We start from the raw sequence: 22,432 nt of genomic DNA, 5'->3' as shown, positions 1-22,432 counted from the left end.
GACGGGGCGGGAGAGATCCGCCAGCATGAGGGATCCAGAGCAGGAGTGAGCCCGCCGGACCATCGTCATCCGAGGAGCCGATCGTGCGAGACATCTCCGTGTTCAGCGGCAGTGCCCACCCCGACCTGGCCGCCGAGGTCTGCGCCCACCTCGGCGTCCCCCTCAGCCCCACCCGGGTCAGCCGGTTCGCCAACGACTGCCTGGAGGTCCAGCTCCAGGCCAACTGCCGGGAACGCGACGTCTTCCTGGTGCAGCCGCTGGTGCGGCCCGTGCAGGAGCACCTCGTCGAGCTGCTGCTGATGTGCGACGCGGCCCGCGGGGCGTCCGCGGGCCGCATCACCGTCGTCATGCCCCACTACTCCTACGCCCGCTCCGACAAGAAGGACGCGCCCCGTATCTCGCTGGGCGGACGTCTGGTCGCCGACCTGATCGCGGCGGCCGGTGTGCACCGTGTCCTCGCCATGACCCTGCACTCGCCGCAGGTGCACGGCTTCTTCTCGGTCCCCGTCGACCATCTGCACGCCCGCCGCGAACTGGCCGCCCACTTCCGCCACCACGACCTCTCCCGCACCACCGTCGTCTCACCCGACCTCGGCAACGCCAAGGAGGCCGCCGCCTTCGCCCGGATGCTCGGCGCTCAGGTCGCGGCCGGCGCCAAGCAGCGGTACGCCGACGACCGGGTCAGCATCAGCTCCGTGATCGGCGAGGTCACCGACCGGGACCTGATCGTCCTCGACGACGAGATCGCCAAGGGCAGCACCGTCCTCGAACTCCTCGACCGGCTAAGGCAGTTGGCCCCGAGGTCGATCAGGGTGGCCTGCACGCACGGTCTGTTCTCGGCCGGTGCCCTCAAACGGCTCAGCGAGCAGGACGACGTGCTGGAGATCGTGTGCACCAACACGGTGCCCGTGCCCGTCGAGGACCACACCGACAAGCTGCGGATCCTGACCGTCGCCCCCGCCCTCGCCGAGGCCGTACGCCGGATCCACAACGGTGAGTCCGTGAGCGCCCTGTTCGACGCGCCCCGGAACGCCTAGACGGGAAGGAGAAGGTTCGCCATGCGTGAGGGCGGCGGACGGTGGGCGCCGGCCCGTCACGGAGATCGTCAGGCAGCGCGCGGGGCGCGGTCATAACGAGCCGGATGTGGCCTCGGGTTTCTCCAGGGCCGCGTCCAGCGTCGGCGCGGGCGGCAACAGCCGGGACAGTCCGGTGGCGCGCAGGATGCGCAGGGTCAGCGGGTGGGCGCAGACGAGGTGCAGATGCCCGCCGTGCTCCAGGACGCGACCGCGGGCGCGGTAGAGCAGGCGCAGCCCGGAGCAGTCGAAGAAGTCGATCCCGCTGAGGTCGATCACGACCCGCGGGGCGCGACCCGCCGTGGCCTCGTCGAGGCGCGGGGCGATCTCCGTCGCGGCAACGATGTCGATCTCGCCGCGGAACTCCAGCACCGTGTATCCACGGTCCTGACGGACACGCAGATGCGGGGTGCCCGCGGCGGGTTCCTGCTGCACGACGACATCGCCTCCCACACAGCTCCACCGGTCGGGAGCCTCCAACGGCGGGGGAGCGCACAGCAGTTCCCCGCCCCAGCAAGTTACCCCCGATGGGGTGAATTCCAGCATGTTCGGTTGACATATGTCTTCGAATTGAGGACGTGTCTCGACCGAGTTTTTTCGCGTCGTGAGCGAAGGGGTGAGGGAGGTCGTGCGGCGGCGCGGGCCGCGTCTCTACGACAGGGCCTGCCACGCCTTGGACAGGGCCAGCCGGAACTGGTCGGCCTGGCGGTCCGTGAGGTCCCGCACCATGCGTTCCTCCAGCTCCCGGACCGGCCCCGAGTGCCGTGCGAGCAGCTCGCGCCCCTCCTCGGTGAGCAGGATCAGCAGCTCGCGCCGGTTGCGCGGATTGCGCTCGCGGCGGATCAGGCCACGGCTCTCCAGGGAGCGCACCAGGTCGGCGATGGACTGGGCGGTGACGAAGGAGTCCCGGGCCAGCTGTGCGGCCGACAGCCCGTCGTGGCGTTCCAGCACGGTGAGCGCCGTGTACTGCAGCGCCGTGATCCCGGACGGCCTGACCAGCTCGTCCAGATGGGATCGCACGACGAGCTCCACCTGCTTCACCATGTAGAGCAGGGACGGGGGTGCCTTGGTTGTCTGGGTGCCGGCCATGAGGGCGAGCCTAGAGCATTGACAGGAAACCTGTCTGTAATGAGACTGCGAACCAACAGGAATCCTGTTGGTTGAAATCTTGGCGACGAAGCTGAGGAGTGGCGATGACCACCTTCGAGATCGACCCCGGTCGGCTCTTCATCGGGGGACAGTGGCGCGAGGCCGCCGACGGAGCGCGCACCGAGGTGGTCGACCCGTCCCGGGGCGCGGTCGTGACCACCGTCGCGGAGGCGGGCGCCGCCGACGTGGACGCCGCGGTGCGGGCCGCCCGCGAGGCCTTCGACGCCGGACAGTGGTCCGGCCTCAGCGGCCGTGAGCGCGGGCGCGTCCTGTACCGCGTGGCCGAGCTGATCCGGGAGAACGCGGACGAGATCGCCCGGCTGGAGAGCCTGGACGTCGGCAAGCCGATCACCCTGGCCCACGCCGTCGACGTGACGAACGCGGCGAACGACTACGAGTACTACGCCTCCCTGGCGTACACCCTCGACGGCGCCACCCGCGACGTCCCCATGAACGCCCACGCCTACACCAAGCGCGGCCCGCTCGGTGTCGTCGCCGCGATCACCCCGTTCAACTTCCCGCTGATCCTGGCGGGCTCCAAGATCGCCCCGGCCCTCGCCGCCGGCAACACGGTCGTGCACAAGCCCGCCGACGAGACCCCGCTCAGCGCCCTGTACATGGCCGGGCTGCTCCAGCGGGCCGGCGTCCCCGACGGCGTCGTCAACGTGGTCACCGGCACCGGCCCGGTCGCCGGCGAGGCACTGCTGCGCCACCCCGGCGTCGACAAGATCGCCTTCACCGGCTCCACCGCGATCGGCCGGCACGCCGCGAGCGTCGCCGGCGAGTCCCTCAAGCCGGTCACCATGGAGCTCGGCGGCAACGCCGCGCACATCGTCTTCGAGGACGCCGACCTGGAGAAGGCCGTCGGCGCGATCATCAAGGGCTTCGTCTTCAACACCGGCCAGTTCTGCATGGGCGGACCGCGCCTGCTGGTGGCCCGCCCGGTCTACAGCACCCTGCTCAACATCCTCGCCGAGGCCGTCCCCGGCGTCCCCGTCGGCGACCCGCGCCAGCCGGAGACCGTCGTCGGCCCGATGGCGGGGGAGCGGCACCTGCGCAAGGTCGAGGAGTACGTCGAGATCGCCCGCAAGGAGGGCGCCCGGATCGTCTGCGGCGGTGAGCGCCTCGACCTGGACGGCGGCTACTACTACCAGCCCACCGTGATCGCCGACCTGGCCAACGACTCCCGCGTCATCCAGGAGGAGATCTTCGGGCCGGTCCTCACCGTCCAGCCCTTCGACACAGAGGAGGAGGCGGTCGCCCTCGCCAACTCCACGCCGTACGGCCTGGCCTCGGGTGTGCAGACCGGCAACCTGGCCCGGGCCCACCGGGTCGCCGACCGGCTCCAGGCCGGCATCGTCTGGGTCAACGACTGGGCGATGCTCGACCCCGCCGTCCCGTTCGGCGGCGTCAAGGAGTCGGGCTTCGGGCGCGAGTACGGCCCCGAGGCGCTCGCCTCCTACACCAAGGTCAAGTCCGTCGTCGTCTCGCTCGACTGAGCGCCGTACCCCAGGAGTTCGTACGATGCCCATCACCACACGCGCCGCCGTCGTCGAGAGCGCCGGAGCGCCCTTCACCCTCTCCGACGTCGTCCTCGACGACCCCGGACCGCACGAGGCGGTCGTCCGCCTGGTGGCGACCGGTCTGTGTCACACCGACCTGGGTGTGGCGAGCGGCGGACTGCCGTTCCCGCTGCCCGGAGTCCTCGGCCACGAGGGCGCCGGAGTCGTGGAGGCGGTCGGTTCGGCCGTCACCGGCGTGGCCCCCGGCGACCACGTCGTGCTGTCCTTCACCTCCTGCGGCGAGTGCCGCAACTGCCACGGCGGCCACCCGGCCTACTGCTCCACCTGGCTGCCGCTGAACCTCATCGGCGGTCGCCGCGCCGACGGCACCAGCACCCTCAGCCGGGACGGCGAGTCCCTCGGCGGCCACTTCTTCGGCCAGTCCTCCTTCGCCGAGCGGGCGCTGGTGGACGAGCGCAGCCTCGTCAAGGTCGACCCGGACGTACCGCTGGCCTCGATCGCCCCGCTGGGCTGCGGTGTGCAGACCGGGGTGGGTGCCGTCTGGAACGTGCTGAAGCCGGTGACCGGCAGCACGGTCGTCGTCCTCGGCGCCGGAGCCGTCGGCCTCTCGGCGGTCATGGCGGCCGCGCTCACCCCGGCCACCACGATCGTCGCCGTCGACCGTGTCGCCGAACGCCTGGAACTGGCCAAGGAGCTGGGCGCCACGCACACCGTGGACGCGGGTTCCGCCGTCCTCGGTGAGGCGATCGCCGAGATCACCGGCGGCCAGGGCGCCGACGGCATCGTCGAGACGACCGGCAACGTCGGTGTCCTGCGCCAGGGCGTCGACGCGCTCGCCGCCCGCGGCACCCTCGTCGTCGTAGGAGCCCCGCCCTTCGGCAGCGAAGTCGCCCTGGACGTCAACGGGTTGCTCGGCGGCAAGCAGGTCGTCGGCCTCACCCTCGGCGACAGCGAGACGCAGACCTTCATCCCGGCCCTCGTCCGGCTGGTCAAGGAAGGACGGCTCCCGCTGCACCGCCTGATCGGCACCTACGCGTTCGAGGACATCGACCAGGCGGTGCGGGACATGACCGCGGGCAAGACCATCAAGCCCGTACTCACGTTCTGAGCCGACGGACCGTCAGCGACCGTCAGTCGACGGTCAGGACCAGCTTCCCGGTGGTCCGGCCGGTGTCGCCGAGCCTGTGTGCCTCGGCGGCATCGGCCAGCGGGAACGTCCCGGCGATCGTGGCGCGCAGCGTGCCCGCCTCGACCAGCTCGGCGATCGTCCGCATCCCGGCCCGGTCGGCGTCGACGAGCATGCGCACCGCGCGGACGCCGAGCGCCTCGGCCTCGTCGAAGAACTTCCGCGAGCCGACCGGCAGGATCGACACCACGATGCCGCCCGGCCGCAGGACGCGCAGGGAGCCCGTCGACGTGCTCCCGCCGATGGTGTCCAGCACCACGTCGACGTCCTTCACGGCCTCGGTGAAGTCCGTCTCCCGGTAGTCGATCACCTCGTCGGCGCCCAGCTCCCGCAGGAAGTCGTGCTTGGCGGCGCTCGCCGTGCCGATCACGTGCGCGCCGCGCTCCTTGGCGATCTGCACGGCCACATGCCCGACACCGCCGGCCGCCGCGTGGATCAGGATCCGCTGCCCGGCCCGCAGGTCGGCGACCTCTCCCAGCGCCTGCAGGGCGGTCAGCGAGACCAGCGGCAGCGCGGCCGCCTGCACATGGTCGATCGAGGCCGGCTTGTGCCACAGGGCGCGGACCGGGGCGATGACGTACTCGGCGTGGGAGCCGTGGCCGTGCGGGTAGGGGAGCATGCCGAAGACGTCGTCCCCGGGCCGGAAGGCGGCGACACCGATGCCCACCTCCTCGACCGTGCCGGAGACGTCCCAGCCCAGCACGAAGGGCGGTTTGCCCAGGAAGCCGCCCGACGCGCGGTGCTTCCAGTCGGTGGGGTTCACTCCGGCGGCGCGCACCCGCACCAGTACCTCGTTGGGCCGCGGCTTGGGCCGCTCCACCTGTACTTCCCGCAGAACCTCGGGACCGCCGAGTTCGTCCTGTCTGATGACGCGCATCGTGCGCTCAGTGCTCATGAGGCCACAGCCTGCCAGGGTCCGCACCGCAGCAGAAGCCGCATCCTCGGCGTGGTGGGCGGCCGTCACGAGGTGCTGCCGGCCCCTCGGGCGGCCCACTGAACGTTCCGGACCGCTCCCGCGTCGCAGAAGCGCAGGGACAGCCGGTGGAACAGGGGCGGGAATGCGCAGAGGGCTCGTGGCGGTGACGGTGCTGGCGGCCGTGACGGGGGTGGCGTGCGGCGACGGGAGCGGGCGGGACGTCGTGGTCGAGGGAACACCCCCGGCGACGCCGTACGGCGGCCCCCTGGACATCCCCACCAAGGCCCTGGACGAGGACACGCCGCAGGCGCTGCGCCTCCGGTCCGGCGCGGCGGGCCGGGCGCTGGAGTGTGACGGCGAGATGTACGCGGGCGAAGGGCCCGACGGATGGAGCAGGCGCGACGGCGGTGACACACCGGAGGAGGGACTGAGGCTCTACTTCGACATGTTCGAGCCCGAAGTGCCCCGGTCCGGCTACCGCGTGGAGCACAAGGACGCGGACCGGGTGTTGTACTCCTTCGACGTCGGCGGCCGGACGAAGGTGGCGGTCGTGGTCGCCCGGGACCAGAAGGACCGGCCCGGCTGGGGCCCGGAGACCAACGCCTCCTGCGACCCGGCCGAACTTCCGGCGGAGTTCACGAACTCCTCGTGGTACGAGGTCTGGACGGACGAGCACGGCGAGCGGCAGCCGGTCGCGCGGATCCACACGTCCGTCGGCGCGGAACACTGCGGCTGGCAGAAGGCGCGCTTCCTGGCACTGGGCCGGGGCGCGGACGCCAGGACGTACGTCCGCGACCCCGACGATGTCCTCGAACCCGGCATGCTGAACGCCCCGTACGACGGCGACGTCCGGATGCCCGCCGACGCGCACGACACCGGATACCGCTACCAGGACTGGCAGTTGTGGCTGACGGACGACCGCGCGACGGCGTACGTCCGCACGCCCGACGGCGTCGAGGCCTGGCCCTCGGCGAAGGACGGCGTGGGCTGCATGTGAGTGCTCAGCGGCTCGCGTGCAGCGCGACCAGCAACTGCCATACCTGGTCGGCGATCTCGGCGGGCGTGGCGTCGAGCATGCCGTGCAGCCAGTCCGCCAGCACCCCGGCGAAGGTGGCGGCGACGGCGGAGGCGACCAGCGGCGCGTCCGCCGCCCCCGCCCGCTCGCGTTCCCGCGAGCTGTACGCCCGCAGGTCCCGGTGCAGCACCCGGCCGAGCGGACCGCCGCCACCGGGTGCGAGCAGCGTGCGGTACAGCGCCGCGTGCGGGGTCAGCGAGGCGAAGAACTCCGCGAGCGCGGCCGGCGCGCGCACCGGATCGGGCCGCCCCTGCCAGGCGTGCAGCGCCTCCACGGCCTCGCGTACGACGTCCGCGCAGGCGTCGACCGCGAGGGCCTCCAGGTCCGCGTAGTGGACGTAGAAGGTGGCCCGGCCCACGCCCGCCCGCCGCACCAGCGCGGCCACGCCGACCTCCTCCAGCGGCCGCTCGGCGCACTCCTCCAGCAGGGCTGCCCGCAGCCTCGCGCGCGTCCGGGCTGCCCGCGGGTCCTCCGGCGCGCCGCGGTTCACTGGGCGACGAGGACGGCGGCCAGGGCGAGGGCGCCGGGCAGGGCCTGCGCGACCAGGATGCGGCGGTTCGCCGTGACCGCGCCGTAGACGCCCGCGACGATCACGCAGGACAGGAAGAAGACCTGGACGCGGAAGCCGGTCGGATCGGCGGCGATCAGCCCCCACACCAGGCCCGCGGCGAGGAACCCGTTGTACAGCCCCTGGTTGGCGGCCATCGCGGCGGTCGCCCGCGCCATCTCGGCGTCGAAGCCGTGGAACGACCGCCCCGGCTTCTTCTGCCAGAGGAACATCTCCAGCACCAGGATGTAGAGGTGCAGCGCGGCGATCAGCGCCACCAACACGTTCGCGACGGCTTCCATGGTCTCCCTCACTTCTTGGACAGGTGTCCACTATAGCTGGACAGGTGTCCAAGACGTCTCCCCCGGGTGATCGACCAATCGTTCCCGCCGTTGATCACCGAGCTCCCCCCGCGCACGGCTGTCGGCGGCCACACTGGAGACATGACCTCAGCACCCGCACGCCCCGCAGAGCAGCGCAAGCGCGACACCCTGCACCGGCTGGAACACGACGTCGACGCCTGGGTCGCCACGGCCGCCCCGGACGGCGGAGCCCCGTACCTGGTCCCGCTCTCCTTCGTGTGGGACGGCGCCACCTTCCTGTTCGCCACCCCGGCCACCAGCCCCACCGGCCGGAACCTGCTGAACACCGGCGTCGTCCGCCTCGGCATCGGCCCCACCCGGGACGTCGTGCTCGTCGAGGGCACCGCCGCGGCCGTGGAGCCCGCCGACCTGCCGGAGGAGGACGCCGAGATCTTCGCGGGCAAGACCGGCTTCGACCCGCGCGAACTGGCCGCGCCCTACCTGTACTTCCGCGTCCTGCCCCGCCGGATCCAGGCCTGGCGCGAAGCCGACGAACTGGTCGGGCGGGAGCTGATGCGGGACGGGGAATGGCTGGTGGGCGGCTGAAACCGGGGTATCCGCAAGGTTCGGGGGCGGTGCCGGTCCGTCCCCGGCCAAGGACCTGCGGAGGAGACATGGCACTGGTGAAAGCGGGCGTCGTGGTGCTCGACTGCGCCGAGCCCGAGAAGCTCGCCGAGTTCTACAAGGGGCTGCTGGACGCCCGGGAGACCGACGTCACCGCCAACCGCGTGGAGGTCGAGGGCGCCGGCGGAACCCGGCTGGCCTTCCGCCGCGACGTCAACGCGACCCCGCCCAGCTGGCCCCGCCCCGAGAACTCCCTCCAGGCCCATCTCGACTTCCTCGTCGAGGACTTGGACGAGGCGGAGCGCAAGGTCGTGGGCCTGGGTGGCCGTCCCCTGGACGCCAAGGGCGCCCCCGGCCCGTACGAGGAACGCGGCTACGCCGACCCGGCCGGCCACTCCTTCACCCTGCGCCGGGTGCCGTCCACGGCCCCGAAGCAGGGCTGAAGGGCACCCTCGCCCGCTCACGGCTCCGCCCCGCCCGTTGTCCGAAAACCCGGGCGCGCCCCCCTCTGAATTGATCTAGTGTTCGAATCTCGTGATCGGCATCACAGAGGGGGGCGCCATGCGTCGCACAGTGAAGACAATCTCGGCGGGAGCTGCCGTGCTCGGCAGTGTGATCCTGGGCTCCGGCGCTGCCGTGGCCGCGCCCCAGTGGCAGTCGGTCGGCAAGGTCACCAGCTGCGAGAAGAGCGTGGCGCACAGCGCGGTCGGCGGGGTGAACTTCCAAGGCTGTCTCGTCGTCAGCGAACTGGGCCGTGCCCAGGTCGTCCTGGTTGTGAACAACCATTCCGGCAGAGCCGTCACCGTCTCCGGCGCCATCGCCAGCGATTTCGGCGACGCCTCCTGCGAGCAGATGACGCTGAGCACCGGTACCCAGCGGGCCTGCTACGGACCCACTGCGGCCGTCCCCGACTGCTACGACTGGGGAGCCGGAGCCACCGGCGGCCCCTACGGCGGCACCGTGCGGTTCACCGTCAACGGGGTGACGAACGAGGCGAAGTCCTCCACGGTCTGCCTCAACTGGGTGGACTTCCCCGGGTGACGGGTCCGGGCCCCGCCGCCCCCTTCCCGGGACGGCGGGGCCCGGAACGTCACCGGTTGCCCGTCGGTGCCGGCCGAGACCGGCCCGGCCGGCACCTCAGTCCCGACCCCCCTTCTCCTTGGCCGGCCACACCCCCGTGGACCGTTCGATGGCCTTCGCCCCCGTGCGGTCCGCCGCGCTGCGTACGGCGGCGAAGATCGCGCCCTGGATCGCCGCGGCCAGCAGGACCTCCCCCCAGCCGCGGTCCCGGTCGAGGGCGTCGGGTGCGTCGTCCTCGTGCCGTATCGCCTTCCAGACCTTGCGGAAGGCCATGCCCGCCAGCGCTCCGCTCGCCCAGCCGAACATGAAGCCGACCGGCTTGTAGACGAGGGGGAGTTTCTGTTTCTTGCCCACGTGCGCCTCCTTGTGCGTACCAGGGGGATGGGTCAGGGTCGGCCCCGCGCCGGCACCTCCTCGCCGTTGTGCACCGGGCCCGGCGGCGTCCCGTCGCCGAACGGGCGTCCGCCGAGCTCCTCCCGGTGGTGCGGGGTCAGCCAGCCGGACAGGTCGGGGCCGAGGGGGACGATCCGGGTCGGGTTGATACCGGTGTGCACCTGGTAGTAGTGCCGCTTGATGTGGTCGAAGTCGACGGTGTCACCGAAGCCGGGCGTCTGGAAGAGGTCCCGGACGTACGCCCACAGGACCTGATTCTCCGTCAACTTCCAGCGATTGCACTTGAAGTGGCCGTGATACACGGCGTCGAACCGCACCAGTGTGGTGAACAGCCGGATGTCCGCCTCGGTGATCGTGTCGCCGACGAGGTAACGCTGCCCGGCCAGCCGGGACGCCAGCAGCTCCAGCCGCCGGAAGACACCGGCGCAGGCCTCCTCGTACTCGTCCTGCCCGTTGGCGAAACCCGCCCGGTACACCCCGTTGTTGACGTCCTCGTACACCTCGGCCATCACCGCGTCGATCTCGTCGCGCCGTGCCCGCGGGTAGAGGTCGGGCGCCCCGGGCCGGTGCAGGTCGGACCACTCGGTGGCGAGGTCGAGGGTGATCCGCTGGTAGTCGTTGGTGACGAGCCGCCCGCTGGGCACGTCGACGACCGCCGGCACGCTCACCCCGCCCGGACTGCCGGTCTCCCGCCTTTCGTAGGCCTCGGCGAGAAAGCGGATGCCGAGGACGGGGTCGCGGCCCTCGGGGTCGAGGGTGAAGCGCCAGCTGCGGTCGTCCTGGATCGGATCGGCGATCGCCATCGACAGTGCGTCCTCCAGGCCCAGCAGCCGCCGGGAGATCACCGCCCGGCTCGCCCACGGGCAGGCACGGCTGACCACCAGGCGGTAACGGCCGGCCTCCACCGGCCAGCCGTCCCGGCCGTCCGCGGTGATCCGGTCGGTGAAGTGGCTCTTGGAGCGCATGAACGCCTTGTGCCCGTAGTCGCGGTTGCCGTCGCCCCCGCCGCTCATGGTTCCTCCCGCTCGTGGTGCGTGCGTGCCCTGCTCAACGCGTTCCCCGTTTTCCGCCGACGGCACGGTGTGAGGCGGACGGGCCGGGGCAGTCGGCGGAAGTGACCGGTACATCCTCGGAACGCAGCACGCGACGGACCACAGAAGGGAAAGCAACAGCGAATGCGGGGAAACAGGCCGAACGGGCGGCGGACCGCAGGACACGCGTCACCGTGCTGGTGGCCCTCGCGGCCAACCTGGTCATCGCCGTCGCCAAGGCGGCCGGCGGCCTGCTCGCGGCCTCACCCGCCCTGCTCTCGGAGGCGGCCCACTCCGTCGCCGACAGCCTCAACGAGGTCTTCCTCCTCGCCGCCCTGCGCCGCAGCCGCCGCCCGGCCGACCGGCGCCATCCCTTCGGCTACGGCAAGGAACGCTTCTTCTGGTCGCTCCTCGCGGCCGTCGGCATCTTCGTCATGGGCGGCTGCTTCTCCTTCTTGCAGGGCGTCGAGGCCCTCCGGTCCGGTGGCGAGGAGAGGTTCAGCGGATACGTGGCGGGCCTCATCGTCCTCGGCGTCGCTTTCCTTGCCGAAGGGGCCTCACTGATCCGGGCCCTGCACCAGGTGCGCCGGCAGGGCGGCACCGCCGGCCTGCGCGACCCGGCCCTGCGCACGGTCGTCGCCGAGGACGGCACCGCGGTGCTCGGCGTCACCCTGGCCGCCACCGGCATGGGCCTGCACATGCTCACCGGCCAGGTCGTGTGGGAGGCGTGCGCCTCGCTCGCGATCGGCGCCCTGCTCGTCTACGTCGCCTACGGCCTCGGCCGCGAGGCCCGCGACCAGCTGATCGGTGAGGCCGCCGACGCCGAGACCGGCAGCCGTATCCACGCGATCCTGGCGGCCCAGCCGGAGATCGACAGCGTGGAGGCGCTGTTCACGATGAAGACCGGCATCGACTCGGCCCTCGTCGCGGCCCGCGTCGACCTCGTACCGGGCCTGGACAGCGAGCGGGTCGAGGAGGTCGCCGTCCGCATCAAGCGCTCCATCGCCGGCGCCGTCCGCGAGGCGGACCAGATCTTCCTCGACGTGACGGACCGACCCGCCCGCGAGGCACAAGAAAGCCCCGCCGCGACGGGGGAACGCGGCGGGGCCTGACCTTCGGGTGCCCGGCACGCATCCGAACATGCGCGTTGCGGGCAGATTTTTCTACGAGTTTTTCGGCGAGGACCCTCACGCGGTCGCGGGGGAGCCTCTTTCCGCAGGTCAGTGACCGTCCGTCGGCTCCAGCACGAAGACGGGAATCTCCCGGTCGGTCTTCTTCTGGTAGTCGGCGTACGGCGGATACGCGGCGACGGCACGCTCCCACCACTCGGCCTTCTCCGCGCCGGTGACCTCACGGGCCGTCATGTCCTGCTTCTCCGGCCCGTCCTGGAGCTCCGCCCGGGGGTCGGCTGTGAGGTTGTGGTACCAGACCGGGTGCTTGGGCGCTCCGCCCAGGGAGGCGACCACGGCGTACCGCCCCTCGTGCTCCACCCGCATCAGCGGCGTCTTGCGGATCTTCCCACTCTTCGCACCCCGCGTCGTCAGCAGGACCACGGGCAGCCCCGTGTCCAGCAGGGTCGTCCCCTTCGTCCCACCGGAGCTCTCGTACAGCTCCACCTGCTCGCGCACCCACTGGGTCGGGCTGGGTTCGTACTCGCCCTCGAGAGGCATGGCATCCGTCCCCTTCGTCAGGTCTTCTCGTCAGGTCATCGGCACGGTGTCGTCCGACTGGCACCGTGTTTCAACACCGGTACCCGCGGGTTTCATCCGCACCGCACCGGTGCGCCATGACACCCCAGGCGAGGCTGAGCGGGCCGGAGGCCGGGCACGGGCGTGTCGCGACCCCCTGGATCCGGCACCGCTCCGCCCGGGCCGACGCGGCCGCCCACCACCGGGAGCTCGCGGCCACCACCGGCCGCCCCTACCGGGCTACACCACCATCCGCACCGCCAGCACCGTCATCACCCCGCTCGACACGAGCGCCGTCACCAGCCGCCCCCGATGCCCGGTCAGCGCCCGGCCCAGCAGCGCGCCGCCCCCGGCCAGCAGCACCTGCCAGCTCGCGGACGCGACGAAGGCCGCCAGTACGAACACGCCCTGTTCCAGGGGGCGTACGGCGTCCGCGGTGCCGGTGCCGAGGACCAGCGCGGCGAAGTAGACCACGGTGGTCGGGTTGAGGAGGGTGATGCCGAGCAGGCTCAGGTAGGCCCGGGCCGGGCTCGGTGGGGGAGGCGCGGACCGGGTGGTGAGCCGGTGGGCGCGGTACCGGCGTACGGCCGCGACCGCGCCCCAGGCCGCCAGCCCCAGCAGCACGAACGCCGAGGCCCAGCGCAGCGGTACCAGCACCGGACGCAGTGCGGCGGCGACGGCGGAGCCCCCCGCCGTGGCGAGGAGGGCGTAGAGCCCGTCTGCGGTGGCGACGCCGAGCGCGGCGCACACCCCGGTGCGCAGGGACGTACGGGCGGTGAGGGAGACGAGGTAGGTCCCGACCGCGCCGACGGGTACGGCGATGCCGTATCCCGCGACCAGGCCGGCGACCAGCGCGGCCGTCACGGGCGCGCGGGATCGGGCCTTCGGGGACGGCCGGGCTGCTGTCGGCGCGCCGGACGAGCGACGGCGGACAGCGGCGACGGGAAGGCGACGAGGGCAGGCATGGCCAGATCCTGGGGGTGGGGTGCGGCCGGCGGCAACCGGTTTTCACGGGCGGTGCCGCGACCTGAGGCGTCTGCCGCCTTCCCACCCACGTGCCGCAGTGGCCGGTTCCGGCCCCAGCGCCGGGGCGACGACGGCTTCAGCTCGTTCCCCTGCTGCCCGGCCGGGAGGCCGCACGGGCCTGCCCGGTCGGTGCAGTCAGGGGGCCGGAACCGCCACGGTCACGAGGCCCGCGCGCGGCCCGCCCGTCACGGCGGCTCCATGCGCCGTGCCAGCTTCCGGCCCCAGGTCTGGCTCGGTGCCTCGATGCATCGGTAGGTCAGCGCGCACAGCGGCAGCAGCACGGCGAAGAACGCCAGTTCGAGATCGAGGCGGTCCTGTCGCCACCGGCCGATCGTGCCGTCGGTCACCGCCAGCAGCACCGGGTGCACGAGATAGACCGAGTAGCTGATCGTTCCCAGTCCGGTCAGCCAGCGCGGTGTCCGCCGGTGGCGCAACGCCAGTCCGGCACCGAAGGTGAGCACGGCCAGCAGGAACGCCACGATCCAGCCGCGCCGGGTGAACTGCGGCCCGTCGCCGTGCCCGTACGCACTGCCGACGGCGCAGGCGAGCACCACGGCGGTCGCCCAGCCCACACACCGCCAGGTGCTCTGACCGCGCTCGGCGCGGTGGACGGCGGTGCCGAGGAACATCACGGCGAGGACGACCAGGCTCTCCCACACGGGAACCGTGCCGTTGAGAGCCAGGACGAGCGCCAGCGCCCCGCCCAGCAGTCCTCCGCACACGCGCAGCGCGGGTGACCTGGCGCTCGCACAGCAGATGGCGACCACCATGACGACCGAGGCGAGCGCGATGAGCCGGGCGGTGCCGATCGCACCGGAGAGGGCGGAGGCCGGCACGGTGCCTCCCACCGTCCCGCTCACGGCGGCGCACACGGCCAGGACGACGGCAACCCCGGCCGACCGCTGGTGGAGGCGGACCGTGAACAGAGCGACGACCAGCAGATAGAAGGCCATCTCGTAGGAGAGTGTCCACAGGACGAGAAGGAGATTGGGCGTCCCCAACAGCTCCTGGAGCAAGGTGACATGGGCGGCGGCCACCGTGGCGGCGCTCTGCCCGCCGAAGTCGGCGCGGAGTTCCGCGACGCCCACCAGGTCGAGGGCGAGGACGGCGGCGACGACAGCCGCCCACAGCGGGTACATCCGGAAGAGTCGTCCGATCCAGAACGTCCGGACGCGGCCCCGGCGCTCGAGCGACGCGGGGATGATGTAGCCGCTGACCAGGAAGAACACCATGATGCCGAACCGGCTGGTGTTGAACTGCGGCATCAGCTCCCGCCGTAACTCCGCCATGAAGGCGTACGACGAGTGGTCGAACACCACGACGAGCGCCGCGATGCCGCGTAACGCGTCCAGCCAGCCCAGCCGCGACGGTCCGGGCGGTCCTGCCGGCATGCCGGACGCGGGTAATCGGGGCGGGCGGGCCGAGGCATCGGTCGTGGGTGATCGGGGCGGGCGGGCCGACACGTCGGCTGCGGAGGACCGGGGCGGCGCTTCGGCCGGCCGCTCCAGCGGCGGCCGGACGGGGAGTGGAGATTCCATACCCTTCCTGACGTGCCGTTCCTTTTCTGTGTTCAACGGCGCAAAACGGAAACGGAGGCTCCGCATCCCTGAGGCGCGGAGGCCCGAACCGAGCCCCCTTCTGAGTAGGGTTCCCGCGTGACCGAACAGGACGAGAAGCCGCCCTTCCTCTACGTCGTCGTCTGCGCCGCCGGCATCGCGGCGGACGTCGGCAAACTGATCACCGCCGCCCAGGAGCGGGAGTGGCATGTCGGTGTCATCGCCACACCCCTCGCCATGAACGGCTTCTTCGACACCGCCGCCGTCGAGGCCCAGACCGGCCGCCCGATCCGCTCCGCCTGGCGGCGCCCGGGCGACCCGCGGCCCTTCCCGGAACCCGACGCGGTCGTCGTCGCCCCGGCCACCTTCAACACCATCAACAAGTGGGCGGCCGGTATCGCCGACACCCTCGCCCTGGGCACCCTGTGCGAGGTGTCCGGTCTCGGCGTCCCCATCGCCGTCCTGCCCTGCGTGTCCGACGCCCTGGCCGCGCACCCCGCCTACAACGACAGCCTGATACGGCTGCGCGGGATGGGCGTGCGGTTCGGATATCCGTACGCCGGCGCGGAGGGGGAGGAGTTCGCGTGGGAGCGGGCGCTGGACCTCGTCGAGTGAGCCGGATCGAGTGAGTCAGACGGTGACCTCGGTGGCCGTGCCGGGAGCCGGCCACCGGAAACGGTCGCGGAGGCCGTCGGGTGCCTTCGCCAGCCGGGCCTCGACCGTGCGGCGGCCCTCCCGGAAATGCGACCAGCCCTCGTAGTGCACCGGCAGCACGGTGTGCGGGCGCAGGATCCGGCACAGTTCCACCGCCCGGGACGCCGTCAGCGTGTAGCGGACGGGACCGGTGATCGGGAAACCCACTCCGCCCAGGTGCAGCAGGGCCGTGCCCACGGCGAGGCGGCGGGCCACCTCGCGGACACCGGCGTACAGGACGGTGTCCCCGGAGATCCACAGGACGCCGTGCCGCTGGCCCGCCCAGCGCAGCGCGAACCCGGTCACGTCACCGACCAGCGGCTTCGACAGCGGGGGGCCATGGCGGGCGGGGGTGGCGGTGACCTCGATCGCCGGGCGGCCGGGGGACTCCAGACGCCACGTCGCCCACGGCGCGAGCCCCCGTGCGTTGCCGCCGAGCCGGCCGGCCCCGGACACAGTCGTCAGCACGATCCCCGCCGACGGCAGCAGGGCCCGCCCGGCCGTGTCGAGGTTGTCGGCGTGGTGGTCGTGGGTGAGCAACACAGCGTCGACGGGGCCCAGTTGGTCGCTGCCGAGGGCCGGCCCGGCCGTCTTGCGGGACGAGGTGCCCCAGCCGAAGGCGTAGCGGCGGCCGGGCGGGTCGAAGGTCGGGTCGGTCAGCAGCCGCCATCCGGCCGCCTCGATCAGGGTGGTCGGGCCCCCGACATGGGTGACACGGACCTCGGTCATGCGGGGATCCCTTCCGGCAGGTTCCGGGGGCGGGCGCGCGCCCGCCCCCGGACGTACGGCCTACTTCGCCTGCGCCAGCGCCCAGTCCAGGGCGTAGTCGGCGACTTCCTCCCAGCCGGGCGCCGCCGGCAGCAGATGGGGCCGGCCCGGGAACTCCCTGATCTCGGTCACGGTGTTCGACTTATAGTGCCTGGCGTTGGACTGCTGCACCTTGGGCGGCATCAGATGGTCCTTCTCGCCCGCGACGAACAGCAGCGGCGCCCGATCGTCGTTGTGGTAGTCGACGTACGTGCTCTGGTGGCCGGGGCGCAGGGTGGCCAGGGCGCTGTCGAAGAAGATGCTCCCGGAGGCGGGGATCGCGTACCGCTCGTACAGCGCCTTCGACTCGTCCAGCGGGAAGGTGTTGGTGAAGGCGTAGTGCCACTGGTCGAAGTTCAGGCCGACGGCGCGGTGCCGGTTGGCGGGGTTCTTCAGGACCGGGAAGGCCGCCTTGACCTGGGTCAGCGGGAGGACGGCGACGCCCTCGGTGGGCGCCGAGTTGATCGCCACGCCCGCCGCGCCGTGCCCGCGGTCGAGCAGCAACTGGACGAACACGCCTCCCGCGGAGTGCCCGATGAGCACCGGCGGCTTCTCCAGGCCGCGGACCAGGGACTCCAGGCTCTCGACGATCTGCGGGACGGTGACCTGTTCGACGGGCGTCGGGTCGGCGTTGAGCGACTCGACCTCCACCTCGAAGCCGGGGTACGCGGGCGCCAGCACGCGGAAGCCGCGCTTCTCGTAGTGGGCGATCCAGTGTTCCCAGCTCCGGGGTGTCACCCAGAAGCCGTGGATCAGGACGATGGTGTCCGGAGTGCTCATGACTGCTCCTTTCCGGAGCGCGAGGGGTCAGCGGGTCGCGCGGTCGGCGGCCCGTATCTGCCGGACCACGGCGCCCGGGTGCGACATCATCACCACGTGCGAGGCTCCCCTGACCTCGACCGTGTGGCTGCCGGCCCGGCGGGCCATGAAGCGCTGGACGGCGGGCGGGATGACCCGGTCGGCGGTCGCGACGACATACCAGGACGGCAGGCTCTTCCAGGCCGGGACGCCGCTCGGGCTCCCCAGTCCGCCGAAGCTGCCGGGGCGTTGGGCGGTCGCCATGATCCTCGTCGTGGACCTGGGCAGGTCCTGGGCGAACACGTCGTGGAACTTCGCCGGGTCGATGTATCCGTCCTGCCCGGGGTCCGGGCTCCCGTCGGGCACGGGGTAGTCGCGGGCGATGAGCGCGCCCGGCAACTGGCTGCCGGGGAACTTCTCGGCCAGGTGCAGCGCGGTCTCTCCCTGGTCGGGCGCGAAGGCGGCCGCGTACACCAGCGCCTTGACGTTCGCGCGCCCGCGGGCGGCGTTGGTGATGACCTCGCCGCCGTAGGAGTGGCCGACGAGGATGACCGGCCCGGGGACGGAGTCGACGACGCTGCCGACGTAGGCCGAGTCGCCCGCCAAGTCCCGCAGCGGGTTGGCCGGGGCGATCACCTCGTAGCCGGCGTCCAGCAGGGAGGCGGTGACGGCGCTCCAGCCGGAGGCGTCGGCGAAGACGCCGTGCACGAGCACGACGGTCGGTCTGGCGCCCTTGCCGCCGGTGGCGGACGCCGGGCCGGTCGCGCCGAGGGTGACCGCGCCGGCCGCGAGCATGCCGCCGAGGACACGGCGACGGGAGGTGGCTTCCATCGGAGGGAATTCCTTTCAGTTTCGTTGATGAGACGTCAGGAAGAGAGCTTCATTCATGAGTTGAGGAACTCCAGGAGATCCGCGCCGAGCTGCTCCTTGTGGGTGTCCGTGATGCCGTGCGGGGCACCCGGATAGACCTTCAGCGTCGCGTTCTTGATCCGGGCCGCCGACGCCTGACCGCCCACCTCGAACGGCACGACCTGGTCGTCGTCGCCGTGCACCACCAGCGTGGGCACGTCGATCGCGTCCAGGTCGGCGCGGAAGTCGGTGGCGGAGAACGCGGCGACGCACTCGTAGGCGCCCCGGTGCCCGGCCTGCAGCCCCTGCCGCCAGAAGGCGTCCCGGACGCCCTGCGAGACGCCCGCCCCCGGCCGGTTGTGCCCGAAGAACGGCCCGTCGGCGAGGTCCCGGTACAACTGCGACCGGTCCGCCAGCGAACCGGCACGGATCGCGTCGAACACCTCGCCGGGCACCCCACCCGGGTTGTCGTCGGTCCGGAGCATGAACGGCGGCACAGCGGAGACGAGCACGACCTGCGCGACCCGCGCGGTACCGTGCCGGCCGACGTAGCGGGCGACCTCACCGCCGCCCGTCGAGAACCCGACCAGGGTCAGGTCGCGCAGGTCCAGCGTCTCGATCAGAGTGGCCAGGTCGTCGGCGTAGGTGTTCATCTCGTTGCCGTGCCAGGTCTGCGTCGAGCGGCCGTGGCCACGCCGGTCGTGGGCGATCGCGCGGTAGCCGTTCGAGGCGAGGAAGAGCTGCTGGGCCTCCCAGCTGTCGGAGTTCAGCGGCCAGCCGTGACTGAGGACGACAGGGCGGCCGGTGCCCCAGTCCTTGTAGAAGATCTCGGCGCCGTCGGCCGTGGTGACGTACGGCATGGTGGTGCTCCCGTCTGCGGGACGTGGTCCGATGGGCCGATCCTCGTCCGGGGGCGGACCGCCCGTATCCCGTGCGGCGCGTAGTCGTGACCCGGGTTCAGAGCTCGGGAGAGCGCGCCAACTGCCGCCGGGAGGTCACGTCGAGCTTCCGGAAGACCTTGCGGAGGTGGTAGTCGACGGTGCTCGCGCTGATGAACAGCTGGGCCGCTATCTCGGCGTTGGTCGCGCCGCCTTTGGCGAGGCGGGCGATGGCGAGTTCCTGCGGGGTCAGCGCGTTCGGGGGGCCGGCCGTCGCGCGGCGGGGGTGCTCGCCGGTCGCGGCCAGCTCCCGGGCGCCCCGGGCCGCGAACCCGGCGGCGCCCATCGCGTCGAACAGCGCCACCGCCGTACGCAGCTGCTCACGGGCGTCCCGTCGGCGCTTGCGGCGGCGCAGCCACTCACCGTAGAGAAGGTGGGCGACGGCGAGGTCCGAGCGGGTCGGTGTCCCGGACAGCAGCTCCAGCGCCCGGCGGTACAGCGGCTCGGCGTCGCTCGCCGGAGCGAGGAGGGCCTGCGAGCGGGCCAGGAGGCCCCGTGCCCACGGGGTGCCGGTCGCCGTCGCCCGGGACTCCAGGGTCCGCAGAGCGGCGGCGGCCAGGACCCGGTCGCCGCAGCGGACGGCCGCCTCGATCAGACAGGGGAGTACCCGGGAGTCCACGCCGAGTACGTCCTGCTCGATCACCTCGTGGGCGAGAGGGCGGGCCTCGGCGTAGTCGCCGCGCCCCAGCGCCACGATCACCATGCCGATCCGGGCGATGGACTCCATCGCGCCGTTGCCGAGGACCGTGGCCGCCTCCATGGCACGGCGCAGCACGGCACCGGCATCGTCGTCCCCGTGCCAGGCGAGCAGCTCCGGGTGCCGGTACATGTCCCATTGCGTGCTCGTCGCGCCCATCGCCGCACGGATCTGCTGGTCCTCCGCCACGAGGGTGTCGGCGGCGGCCAGGGCACCGAGGGTGGTCTCGGCCATGGCGGCGGAGAAAAGGATCACGTTGAGGTGCCAGAGGGAGCCGGTCCGACGGGCGATGCCATCGGCACGCCGGAGCAGGGCGGTGCGCGCCTCGTGGTCCCAGAGGGTGGTGGTGAACCAGACGCCGACCTGATAGCCCCGCAGGAACTCGTCGTCGGTGGTCTGCGGGTCCAGCAGCGCGTGGAGAGCCTCGCGCAGGTGGGGGACGGCCTGCTCATAGCCGTCGGAGGCGAGGACGGCGAAGCCGTGCAGCAGGCGGTCGACCGAGGTGGGCGGGCCGGCCACGGGGGAACGGACCAGGACCGCCTTGGCGATCTCCGCGACCGTGCGGTGCGGGGCCCGGTGCCGTGCGAGCAGGGCCCACTGGGTGGCACGCAGCAGCGCCTCACGAGCGAACTCCGGGGACTGCTGCGCCGAGGCGGCCGCGGCTGCCAGGCACAGCGCCGCGGCGTCGGCGTGGGAGTCGGGCTCGCCCAGGCCGTTCAGCGTCCCGGACCGCAGGAGCAGGGCCCGGCCCCGGCCGACGCCGTCGAGCAGGTCGGTGTCGACGGTGTCCAACAGCGTTCTGGCCTGCAGCGGCGCCCCGGCGGTGAAGGCCGCCTCCGCCGCCGCCAGCAGCCGTCCGGCCCGCACCTCGCCCACGGGCGTCAGCTCCGCCGCGCGCGTCAGGAACGTCGCCCGGCCCGCGTAACCACCCCGCGCCCCCGCCTGGTCGGCCGCCCGCTCCACCTCCTCGGCGACCCGCGCGTCCGGGCCCAGCGCGGCCGCCGCCCGGTGCCAGGCCCGCCGGTCGGTGTCGGCGGGACGGTCGGTGACCCGGGCCAGCACCCCGTGCGCCCGCCTGCGTTCGACGCTGGTCGCGCCGCCGTACACCGCGGAGCGCACCAGCGGGTGCCGGAAGACGGCGTGGGCGCGCAGCACCACGAGCCGTGCGTGCTCGGCCGCGGCCGACACCTCGGGGCCGAAGCCGAGCAGCCGCCCCGCGCGCGTGATATAGCCGAGGTCGCCACCGGGCTCGGTGGCGGCGAGGAGCAGCCACTCCTGTGTGGCCGTGGGCAGCTCGCGGACCCGCTGGAGGTAGTGCGCCTCCAGACGGCTGCCCAGCGGCAGCGGTTCGGGCAGCGCGAGGCCGCCCGACAACTGTTCGGCCGTCAGCTCCTGTCCGAGGTCGGCCAGCGCCAGGGGGTTCCCGGCCGTCGCCGCCACGATCCGCGCCGCCACGCGCGCGTCGAGCGGCCCCGCGACCGCCTCCCGCAGCAGCTCCAGCGCGAACGTCTCCTCGAGCCCGGCCACATCGGTCACGGCGATCCCCGCCGGCACCTCGAAGCCGGAGCGCGCCGCGAACAGCAGTCCGACGCCCTCCGCGTGCACCCGGCGCGCCACGAACGCGAGCGCGCCCAGCGACTCCTCGTCGACCCACTGGACGTCGTCGACGCACACCAGCACGGGTCGCCGTTTCGCGGTCTCCGCCAGCAGCGTGAGCGTGGCGAGACCCACCAGGAAGCGGTCGGCGGGCGGGCCGTCGGTCAGTCCGCAGGCGACCCGCAGCGCCGCGTGCTGCGGCGGGGGCAGCACACCGGGTTCCTTCAGACCGTCCAGGAGCGGTACGAGCAGCCGGTGCAGCGCGGCGAACGGGAAACCGGACTCCGCGTCCACCCCCGCGACCCGCAGCACCCGCAGATCGGCGGCCTGCGCGACCGCGTGGTCGAGGAGGGCCGTCTTGCCGATCCCGGCGTCACCGCGCAGCAGGACCGCACCGCTGAGGCCCTCGCGCAGCGCGGCGACCAGACCGTCGAGCCGCTCCCGTTCCCGGACCCGCCCTCTGAGGATCACGCCAACGCCCTTCGAGAGTGGCCCAGTTGTGAAGGCCATCGGCATATTCCGTGAAGCGGTCCCATTCAATCAACCCAGGGCGACCGGCGGGGCACGAACGGTCACCCGCACACGACCGTAGGGCCCGCGGGCATGGCCCCGGTGTGCAGGGCCTTCCTCCGCGGCATCCCATGGCGCCCGGCTTCGGCACCACCGCGGAGCAGGTGTTCTTCACCGCTACCCGCACGACGACAGTCGCGAGGCGTCCCGGCTGCAGGTCGTCGAGGGCACGGTCGAGGGCGTACATGCTCCTGGTCCTCGAGGGGGAGCGCCCGGTCAGCGGATCGACGCAGCGGGCGTCCGTGGTGGTCACCCGCCTGGATGCGGTGCGTCGGGCTCGACTTCTGCGCGGTCAAGGGCAGCAACGCCGGCGAC

At 72.5% G+C, this 22,432-nt stretch carries 24 protein-coding genes; 9 read left to right on the top strand and 15 right to left on the bottom strand.

Annotated features, from left to right (window positions below):
• The first annotated feature begins 83 nt into the window (after window positions 1-83).
• Window positions 84-1,037 (top strand): ribose-phosphate diphosphokinase, encoded by a 954-nt coding sequence (locus IE263_RS27545; RefSeq protein ID WP_189940501.1) that lies wholly within the window; start codon window positions 84-86, stop codon window positions 1,035-1,037.
• Window positions 1,038-1,127: 90 nt separating this feature from the next.
• Here the strand turns inward: IE263_RS27545 and IE263_RS27540 are convergent, their stop codons facing one another.
• Entirely contained in the window at window positions 1,128-1,508 is a 381-nt protein-coding gene (locus IE263_RS27540; RefSeq protein WP_229911193.1) for an anti-sigma factor antagonist, read from the bottom strand.
• 216 nt (window positions 1,509-1,724) lie between these two features.
• Window positions 1,725-2,162 (bottom strand): MarR family winged helix-turn-helix transcriptional regulator, encoded by a 438-nt coding sequence (locus IE263_RS27535; RefSeq protein WP_189940499.1) that lies wholly within the window; start codon window positions 2,160-2,162, stop codon window positions 1,725-1,727.
• Between the two features lie 104 nt (window positions 2,163-2,266).
• Between IE263_RS27535 and IE263_RS27530 the strand changes: the two genes are divergently transcribed.
• Together IE263_RS27530 and IE263_RS27525 are read left to right on the top strand one after the other, a co-directional pair.
• On the top strand, window positions 2,267-3,721 hold the full coding sequence (locus IE263_RS27530; RefSeq protein ID WP_189940498.1) for an aldehyde dehydrogenase family protein: 1,455 nt from the start codon (window positions 2,267-2,269) through the stop codon (window positions 3,719-3,721).
• A 25-nt stretch (window positions 3,722-3,746) separates the two neighbouring features.
• On the top strand, window positions 3,747-4,853 hold the full coding sequence (locus tag IE263_RS27525; RefSeq protein ID WP_189940497.1) for an NAD(P)-dependent alcohol dehydrogenase: 1,107 nt from the start codon (window positions 3,747-3,749) through the stop codon (window positions 4,851-4,853).
• 22 nt (window positions 4,854-4,875) lie between these two features.
• Here IE263_RS27525 and IE263_RS27520 read toward each other — a convergent pair whose 3' ends face one another.
• Window positions 4,876-5,826, bottom strand: a complete 951-nt coding sequence (locus IE263_RS27520) for an NADP-dependent oxidoreductase (protein ID WP_189940496.1) — start codon at window positions 5,824-5,826, stop codon at window positions 4,876-4,878.
• Between the two features lie 163 nt (window positions 5,827-5,989).
• Here IE263_RS27520 and IE263_RS27515 point away from each other — a divergent pair, with 163 nt between their 5' ends.
• A complete protein-coding gene (locus IE263_RS27515; RefSeq protein WP_189940495.1) occupies window positions 5,990-6,844 on the top strand; it encodes a hypothetical protein in 855 nt (284 codons plus the stop codon).
• A 4-nt stretch (window positions 6,845-6,848) separates the two neighbouring features.
• On the opposite strand, the gene IE263_RS27510 is transcribed toward IE263_RS27515, so the two are convergent.
• Window positions 6,849-7,412, bottom strand: coding sequence for a TetR/AcrR family transcriptional regulator (locus tag IE263_RS27510; RefSeq protein WP_189940494.1), 564 nt, complete (start codon window positions 7,410-7,412; stop codon window positions 6,849-6,851).
• Complete coding sequence (locus tag IE263_RS27505) at window positions 7,409-7,771, bottom strand: DUF1304 domain-containing protein (protein WP_189940493.1); 363 nt, start codon at window positions 7,769-7,771, stop codon at window positions 7,409-7,411. The genes IE263_RS27510 and IE263_RS27505 overlap by 4 nt, the downstream gene beginning before the upstream one ends.
• Window positions 7,772-7,912: 141 nt before the next feature.
• Here IE263_RS27505 and IE263_RS27500 point away from each other — a divergent pair, with 141 nt between their 5' ends.
• The 3 genes from IE263_RS27500 (at window position 7,913) to IE263_RS27490 (ending at window position 9,436) form a co-directional block, all read left to right on the top strand.
• Window positions 7,913-8,377 (top strand): pyridoxamine 5'-phosphate oxidase family protein, encoded by a 465-nt coding sequence (locus IE263_RS27500; protein WP_189940492.1) that lies wholly within the window; start codon window positions 7,913-7,915, stop codon window positions 8,375-8,377.
• A 68-nt stretch (window positions 8,378-8,445) separates the two neighbouring features.
• The gene (locus tag IE263_RS27495; protein ID WP_189940491.1) at window positions 8,446-8,838 is read left to right on the top strand and encodes a VOC family protein; all 393 of its coding nucleotides are present in this window, start codon (window positions 8,446-8,448) and stop codon (window positions 8,836-8,838) included.
• A 118-nt stretch (window positions 8,839-8,956) separates the two neighbouring features.
• Window positions 8,957-9,436 carry a hypothetical protein gene (locus tag IE263_RS27490; protein WP_189940490.1) on the top strand — a complete coding sequence of 160 codons (480 nt, stop codon included), beginning with the start codon at window positions 8,957-8,959 and terminating at the stop codon, window positions 9,434-9,436.
• Between the two features lie 96 nt (window positions 9,437-9,532).
• Here IE263_RS27490 and IE263_RS27485 read toward each other — a convergent pair whose 3' ends face one another.
• Window positions 9,533-9,829: a DUF4235 domain-containing protein gene (locus tag IE263_RS27485; protein ID WP_189940489.1), complete on the bottom strand. Its 297-nt coding sequence runs from the start codon at window positions 9,827-9,829 to the stop codon at window positions 9,533-9,535.
• A 32-nt stretch (window positions 9,830-9,861) separates the two neighbouring features.
• Window positions 9,862-10,881, bottom strand: a complete 1,020-nt coding sequence (locus tag IE263_RS27480; RefSeq protein WP_189940488.1) for a glutathione S-transferase family protein — start codon at window positions 10,879-10,881, stop codon at window positions 9,862-9,864.
• Window positions 10,882-10,982: 101 nt separating this feature from the next.
• Here IE263_RS27480 and IE263_RS27475 point away from each other — a divergent pair, with 101 nt between their 5' ends.
• Window positions 10,983-12,011 (top strand): cation diffusion facilitator family transporter, encoded by a 1,029-nt coding sequence (locus IE263_RS27475; RefSeq protein WP_189940487.1) that lies wholly within the window; start codon window positions 10,983-10,985, stop codon window positions 12,009-12,011.
• Between the two features lie 108 nt (window positions 12,012-12,119).
• On the opposite strand, the gene IE263_RS27470 is transcribed toward IE263_RS27475, so the two are convergent.
• From IE263_RS27470 to IE263_RS27460, 3 genes are all read right to left on the bottom strand, one after another.
• The gene (locus IE263_RS27470; protein WP_189940486.1) at window positions 12,120-12,569 is read right to left on the bottom strand and encodes a nitroreductase family deazaflavin-dependent oxidoreductase; all 450 of its coding nucleotides are present in this window, start codon (window positions 12,567-12,569) and stop codon (window positions 12,120-12,122) included.
• Window positions 12,570-12,827: 258 nt separating this feature from the next.
• The gene (locus IE263_RS27465) at window positions 12,828-13,451 is read right to left on the bottom strand and encodes a LysE family transporter (RefSeq protein WP_189940485.1); all 624 of its coding nucleotides are present in this window, start codon (window positions 13,449-13,451) and stop codon (window positions 12,828-12,830) included.
• Between the two features lie 347 nt (window positions 13,452-13,798).
• Window positions 13,799-15,004: an acyltransferase family protein gene (locus IE263_RS27460; protein WP_189940484.1), complete on the bottom strand. Its 1,206-nt coding sequence runs from the start codon at window positions 15,002-15,004 to the stop codon at window positions 13,799-13,801.
• A 264-nt stretch (window positions 15,005-15,268) separates the two neighbouring features.
• On the opposite strand from IE263_RS27460, the gene IE263_RS27455 reads away from it, so the two are divergent.
• The gene (locus tag IE263_RS27455; protein ID WP_189940483.1) at window positions 15,269-15,784 is read left to right on the top strand and encodes a flavoprotein; all 516 of its coding nucleotides are present in this window, start codon (window positions 15,269-15,271) and stop codon (window positions 15,782-15,784) included.
• Window positions 15,785-15,799: 15 nt separating this feature from the next.
• Here IE263_RS27455 and IE263_RS27450 read toward each other — a convergent pair whose 3' ends face one another.
• The 5 genes from IE263_RS27450 to IE263_RS27430 form a co-directional block, all read right to left on the bottom strand.
• A complete protein-coding gene (locus IE263_RS27450) occupies window positions 15,800-16,591 on the bottom strand; it encodes an MBL fold metallo-hydrolase (protein WP_189940482.1) in 792 nt (263 codons plus the stop codon).
• 60 nt (window positions 16,592-16,651) lie between these two features.
• Window positions 16,652-17,449 carry an alpha/beta hydrolase gene (locus tag IE263_RS27445; protein ID WP_189940481.1) on the bottom strand — a complete coding sequence of 266 codons (798 nt, stop codon included), beginning with the start codon at window positions 17,447-17,449 and terminating at the stop codon, window positions 16,652-16,654.
• A gap of 27 nt (window positions 17,450-17,476) precedes the next feature.
• Window positions 17,477-18,298, bottom strand: coding sequence for an alpha/beta fold hydrolase (locus IE263_RS27440; RefSeq protein ID WP_189940480.1), 822 nt, complete (start codon window positions 18,296-18,298; stop codon window positions 17,477-17,479).
• 53 nt (window positions 18,299-18,351) lie between these two features.
• Window positions 18,352-19,176 carry an alpha/beta fold hydrolase gene (locus tag IE263_RS27435; protein ID WP_189940479.1) on the bottom strand — a complete coding sequence of 275 codons (825 nt, stop codon included), beginning with the start codon at window positions 19,174-19,176 and terminating at the stop codon, window positions 18,352-18,354.
• Between the two features lie 97 nt (window positions 19,177-19,273).
• The gene (locus IE263_RS27430; protein ID WP_229911191.1) at window positions 19,274-22,018 is read right to left on the bottom strand and encodes a helix-turn-helix transcriptional regulator; all 2,745 of its coding nucleotides are present in this window, start codon (window positions 22,016-22,018) and stop codon (window positions 19,274-19,276) included.
• Window positions 22,019-22,432: the final 414 nt, after the last annotated feature.

This window comes from Streptomyces aurantiogriseus (assembly GCF_014649375.1).
In the GTDB taxonomy this organism is placed as follows: Bacteria; Actinomycetota; Actinomycetes; order Streptomycetales; family Streptomycetaceae; genus Streptomyces; species Streptomyces aurantiogriseus.
Note: the sequence above shows the minus strand (reverse complement) of the source record. Positions and strands in the feature narration are given on the sequence as shown.

What these genes read in the sequence shown, in the direction of transcription:
- IE263_RS27500 (WP_189940492.1), top strand. Translation starts at nt 7,913, where the DNA reads ATGACCTCAGCACCCGCACGCCCCGCAGAGCAGCGCAAGCGCGACACC.
- IE263_RS27525 (WP_189940497.1), top strand. Translation starts at nt 3,747, where the DNA reads ATGCCCATCACCACACGCGCCGCCGTCGTCGAGAGCGCCGGAGCGCCC.
- IE263_RS27460 (WP_189940484.1), bottom strand. Translation starts at nt 15,004, where the DNA reads ATGCCGGCAGGACCGCCCGGACCGTCGCGGCTGGGCTGGCTGGACGCG.
- IE263_RS27435 (WP_189940479.1), bottom strand. Translation starts at nt 19,176, where the DNA reads ATGCCGTACGTCACCACGGCCGACGGCGCCGAGATCTTCTACAAGGAC.
- IE263_RS27440 (WP_189940480.1), bottom strand. Translation starts at nt 18,298, where the DNA reads ATGGAAGCCACCTCCCGTCGCCGTGTCCTCGGCGGCATGCTCGCGGCC.
- IE263_RS27470 (WP_189940486.1), bottom strand. Translation starts at nt 12,569, where the DNA reads ATGCCTCTCGAGGGCGAGTACGAACCCAGCCCGACCCAGTGGGTGCGC.
- IE263_RS27535 (WP_189940499.1), bottom strand. Translation starts at nt 2,162, where the DNA reads ATGGCCGGCACCCAGACAACCAAGGCACCCCCGTCCCTGCTCTACATG.
- IE263_RS27520 (WP_189940496.1), bottom strand. Translation starts at nt 5,826, where the DNA reads ATGAGCACTGAGCGCACGATGCGCGTCATCAGACAGGACGAACTCGGC.
- IE263_RS27450 (WP_189940482.1), bottom strand. Translation starts at nt 16,591, where the DNA reads ATGACCGAGGTCCGTGTCACCCATGTCGGGGGCCCGACCACCCTGATC.
- IE263_RS27505 (WP_189940493.1), bottom strand. Translation starts at nt 7,771, where the DNA reads ATGGAAGCCGTCGCGAACGTGTTGGTGGCGCTGATCGCCGCGCTGCAC.
- IE263_RS27495 (WP_189940491.1), top strand. Translation starts at nt 8,446, where the DNA reads ATGGCACTGGTGAAAGCGGGCGTCGTGGTGCTCGACTGCGCCGAGCCC.
- IE263_RS27515 (WP_189940495.1), top strand. Translation starts at nt 5,990, where the DNA reads ATGCGCAGAGGGCTCGTGGCGGTGACGGTGCTGGCGGCCGTGACGGGG.
- IE263_RS27480 (WP_189940488.1), bottom strand. Translation starts at nt 10,881, where the DNA reads ATGAGCGGCGGGGGCGACGGCAACCGCGACTACGGGCACAAGGCGTTC.
- IE263_RS27530 (WP_189940498.1), top strand. Translation starts at nt 2,267, where the DNA reads ATGACCACCTTCGAGATCGACCCCGGTCGGCTCTTCATCGGGGGACAG.
- IE263_RS27445 (WP_189940481.1), bottom strand. Translation starts at nt 17,449, where the DNA reads ATGAGCACTCCGGACACCATCGTCCTGATCCACGGCTTCTGGGTGACA.
- IE263_RS27490 (WP_189940490.1), top strand. Translation starts at nt 8,957, where the DNA reads ATGCGTCGCACAGTGAAGACAATCTCGGCGGGAGCTGCCGTGCTCGGC.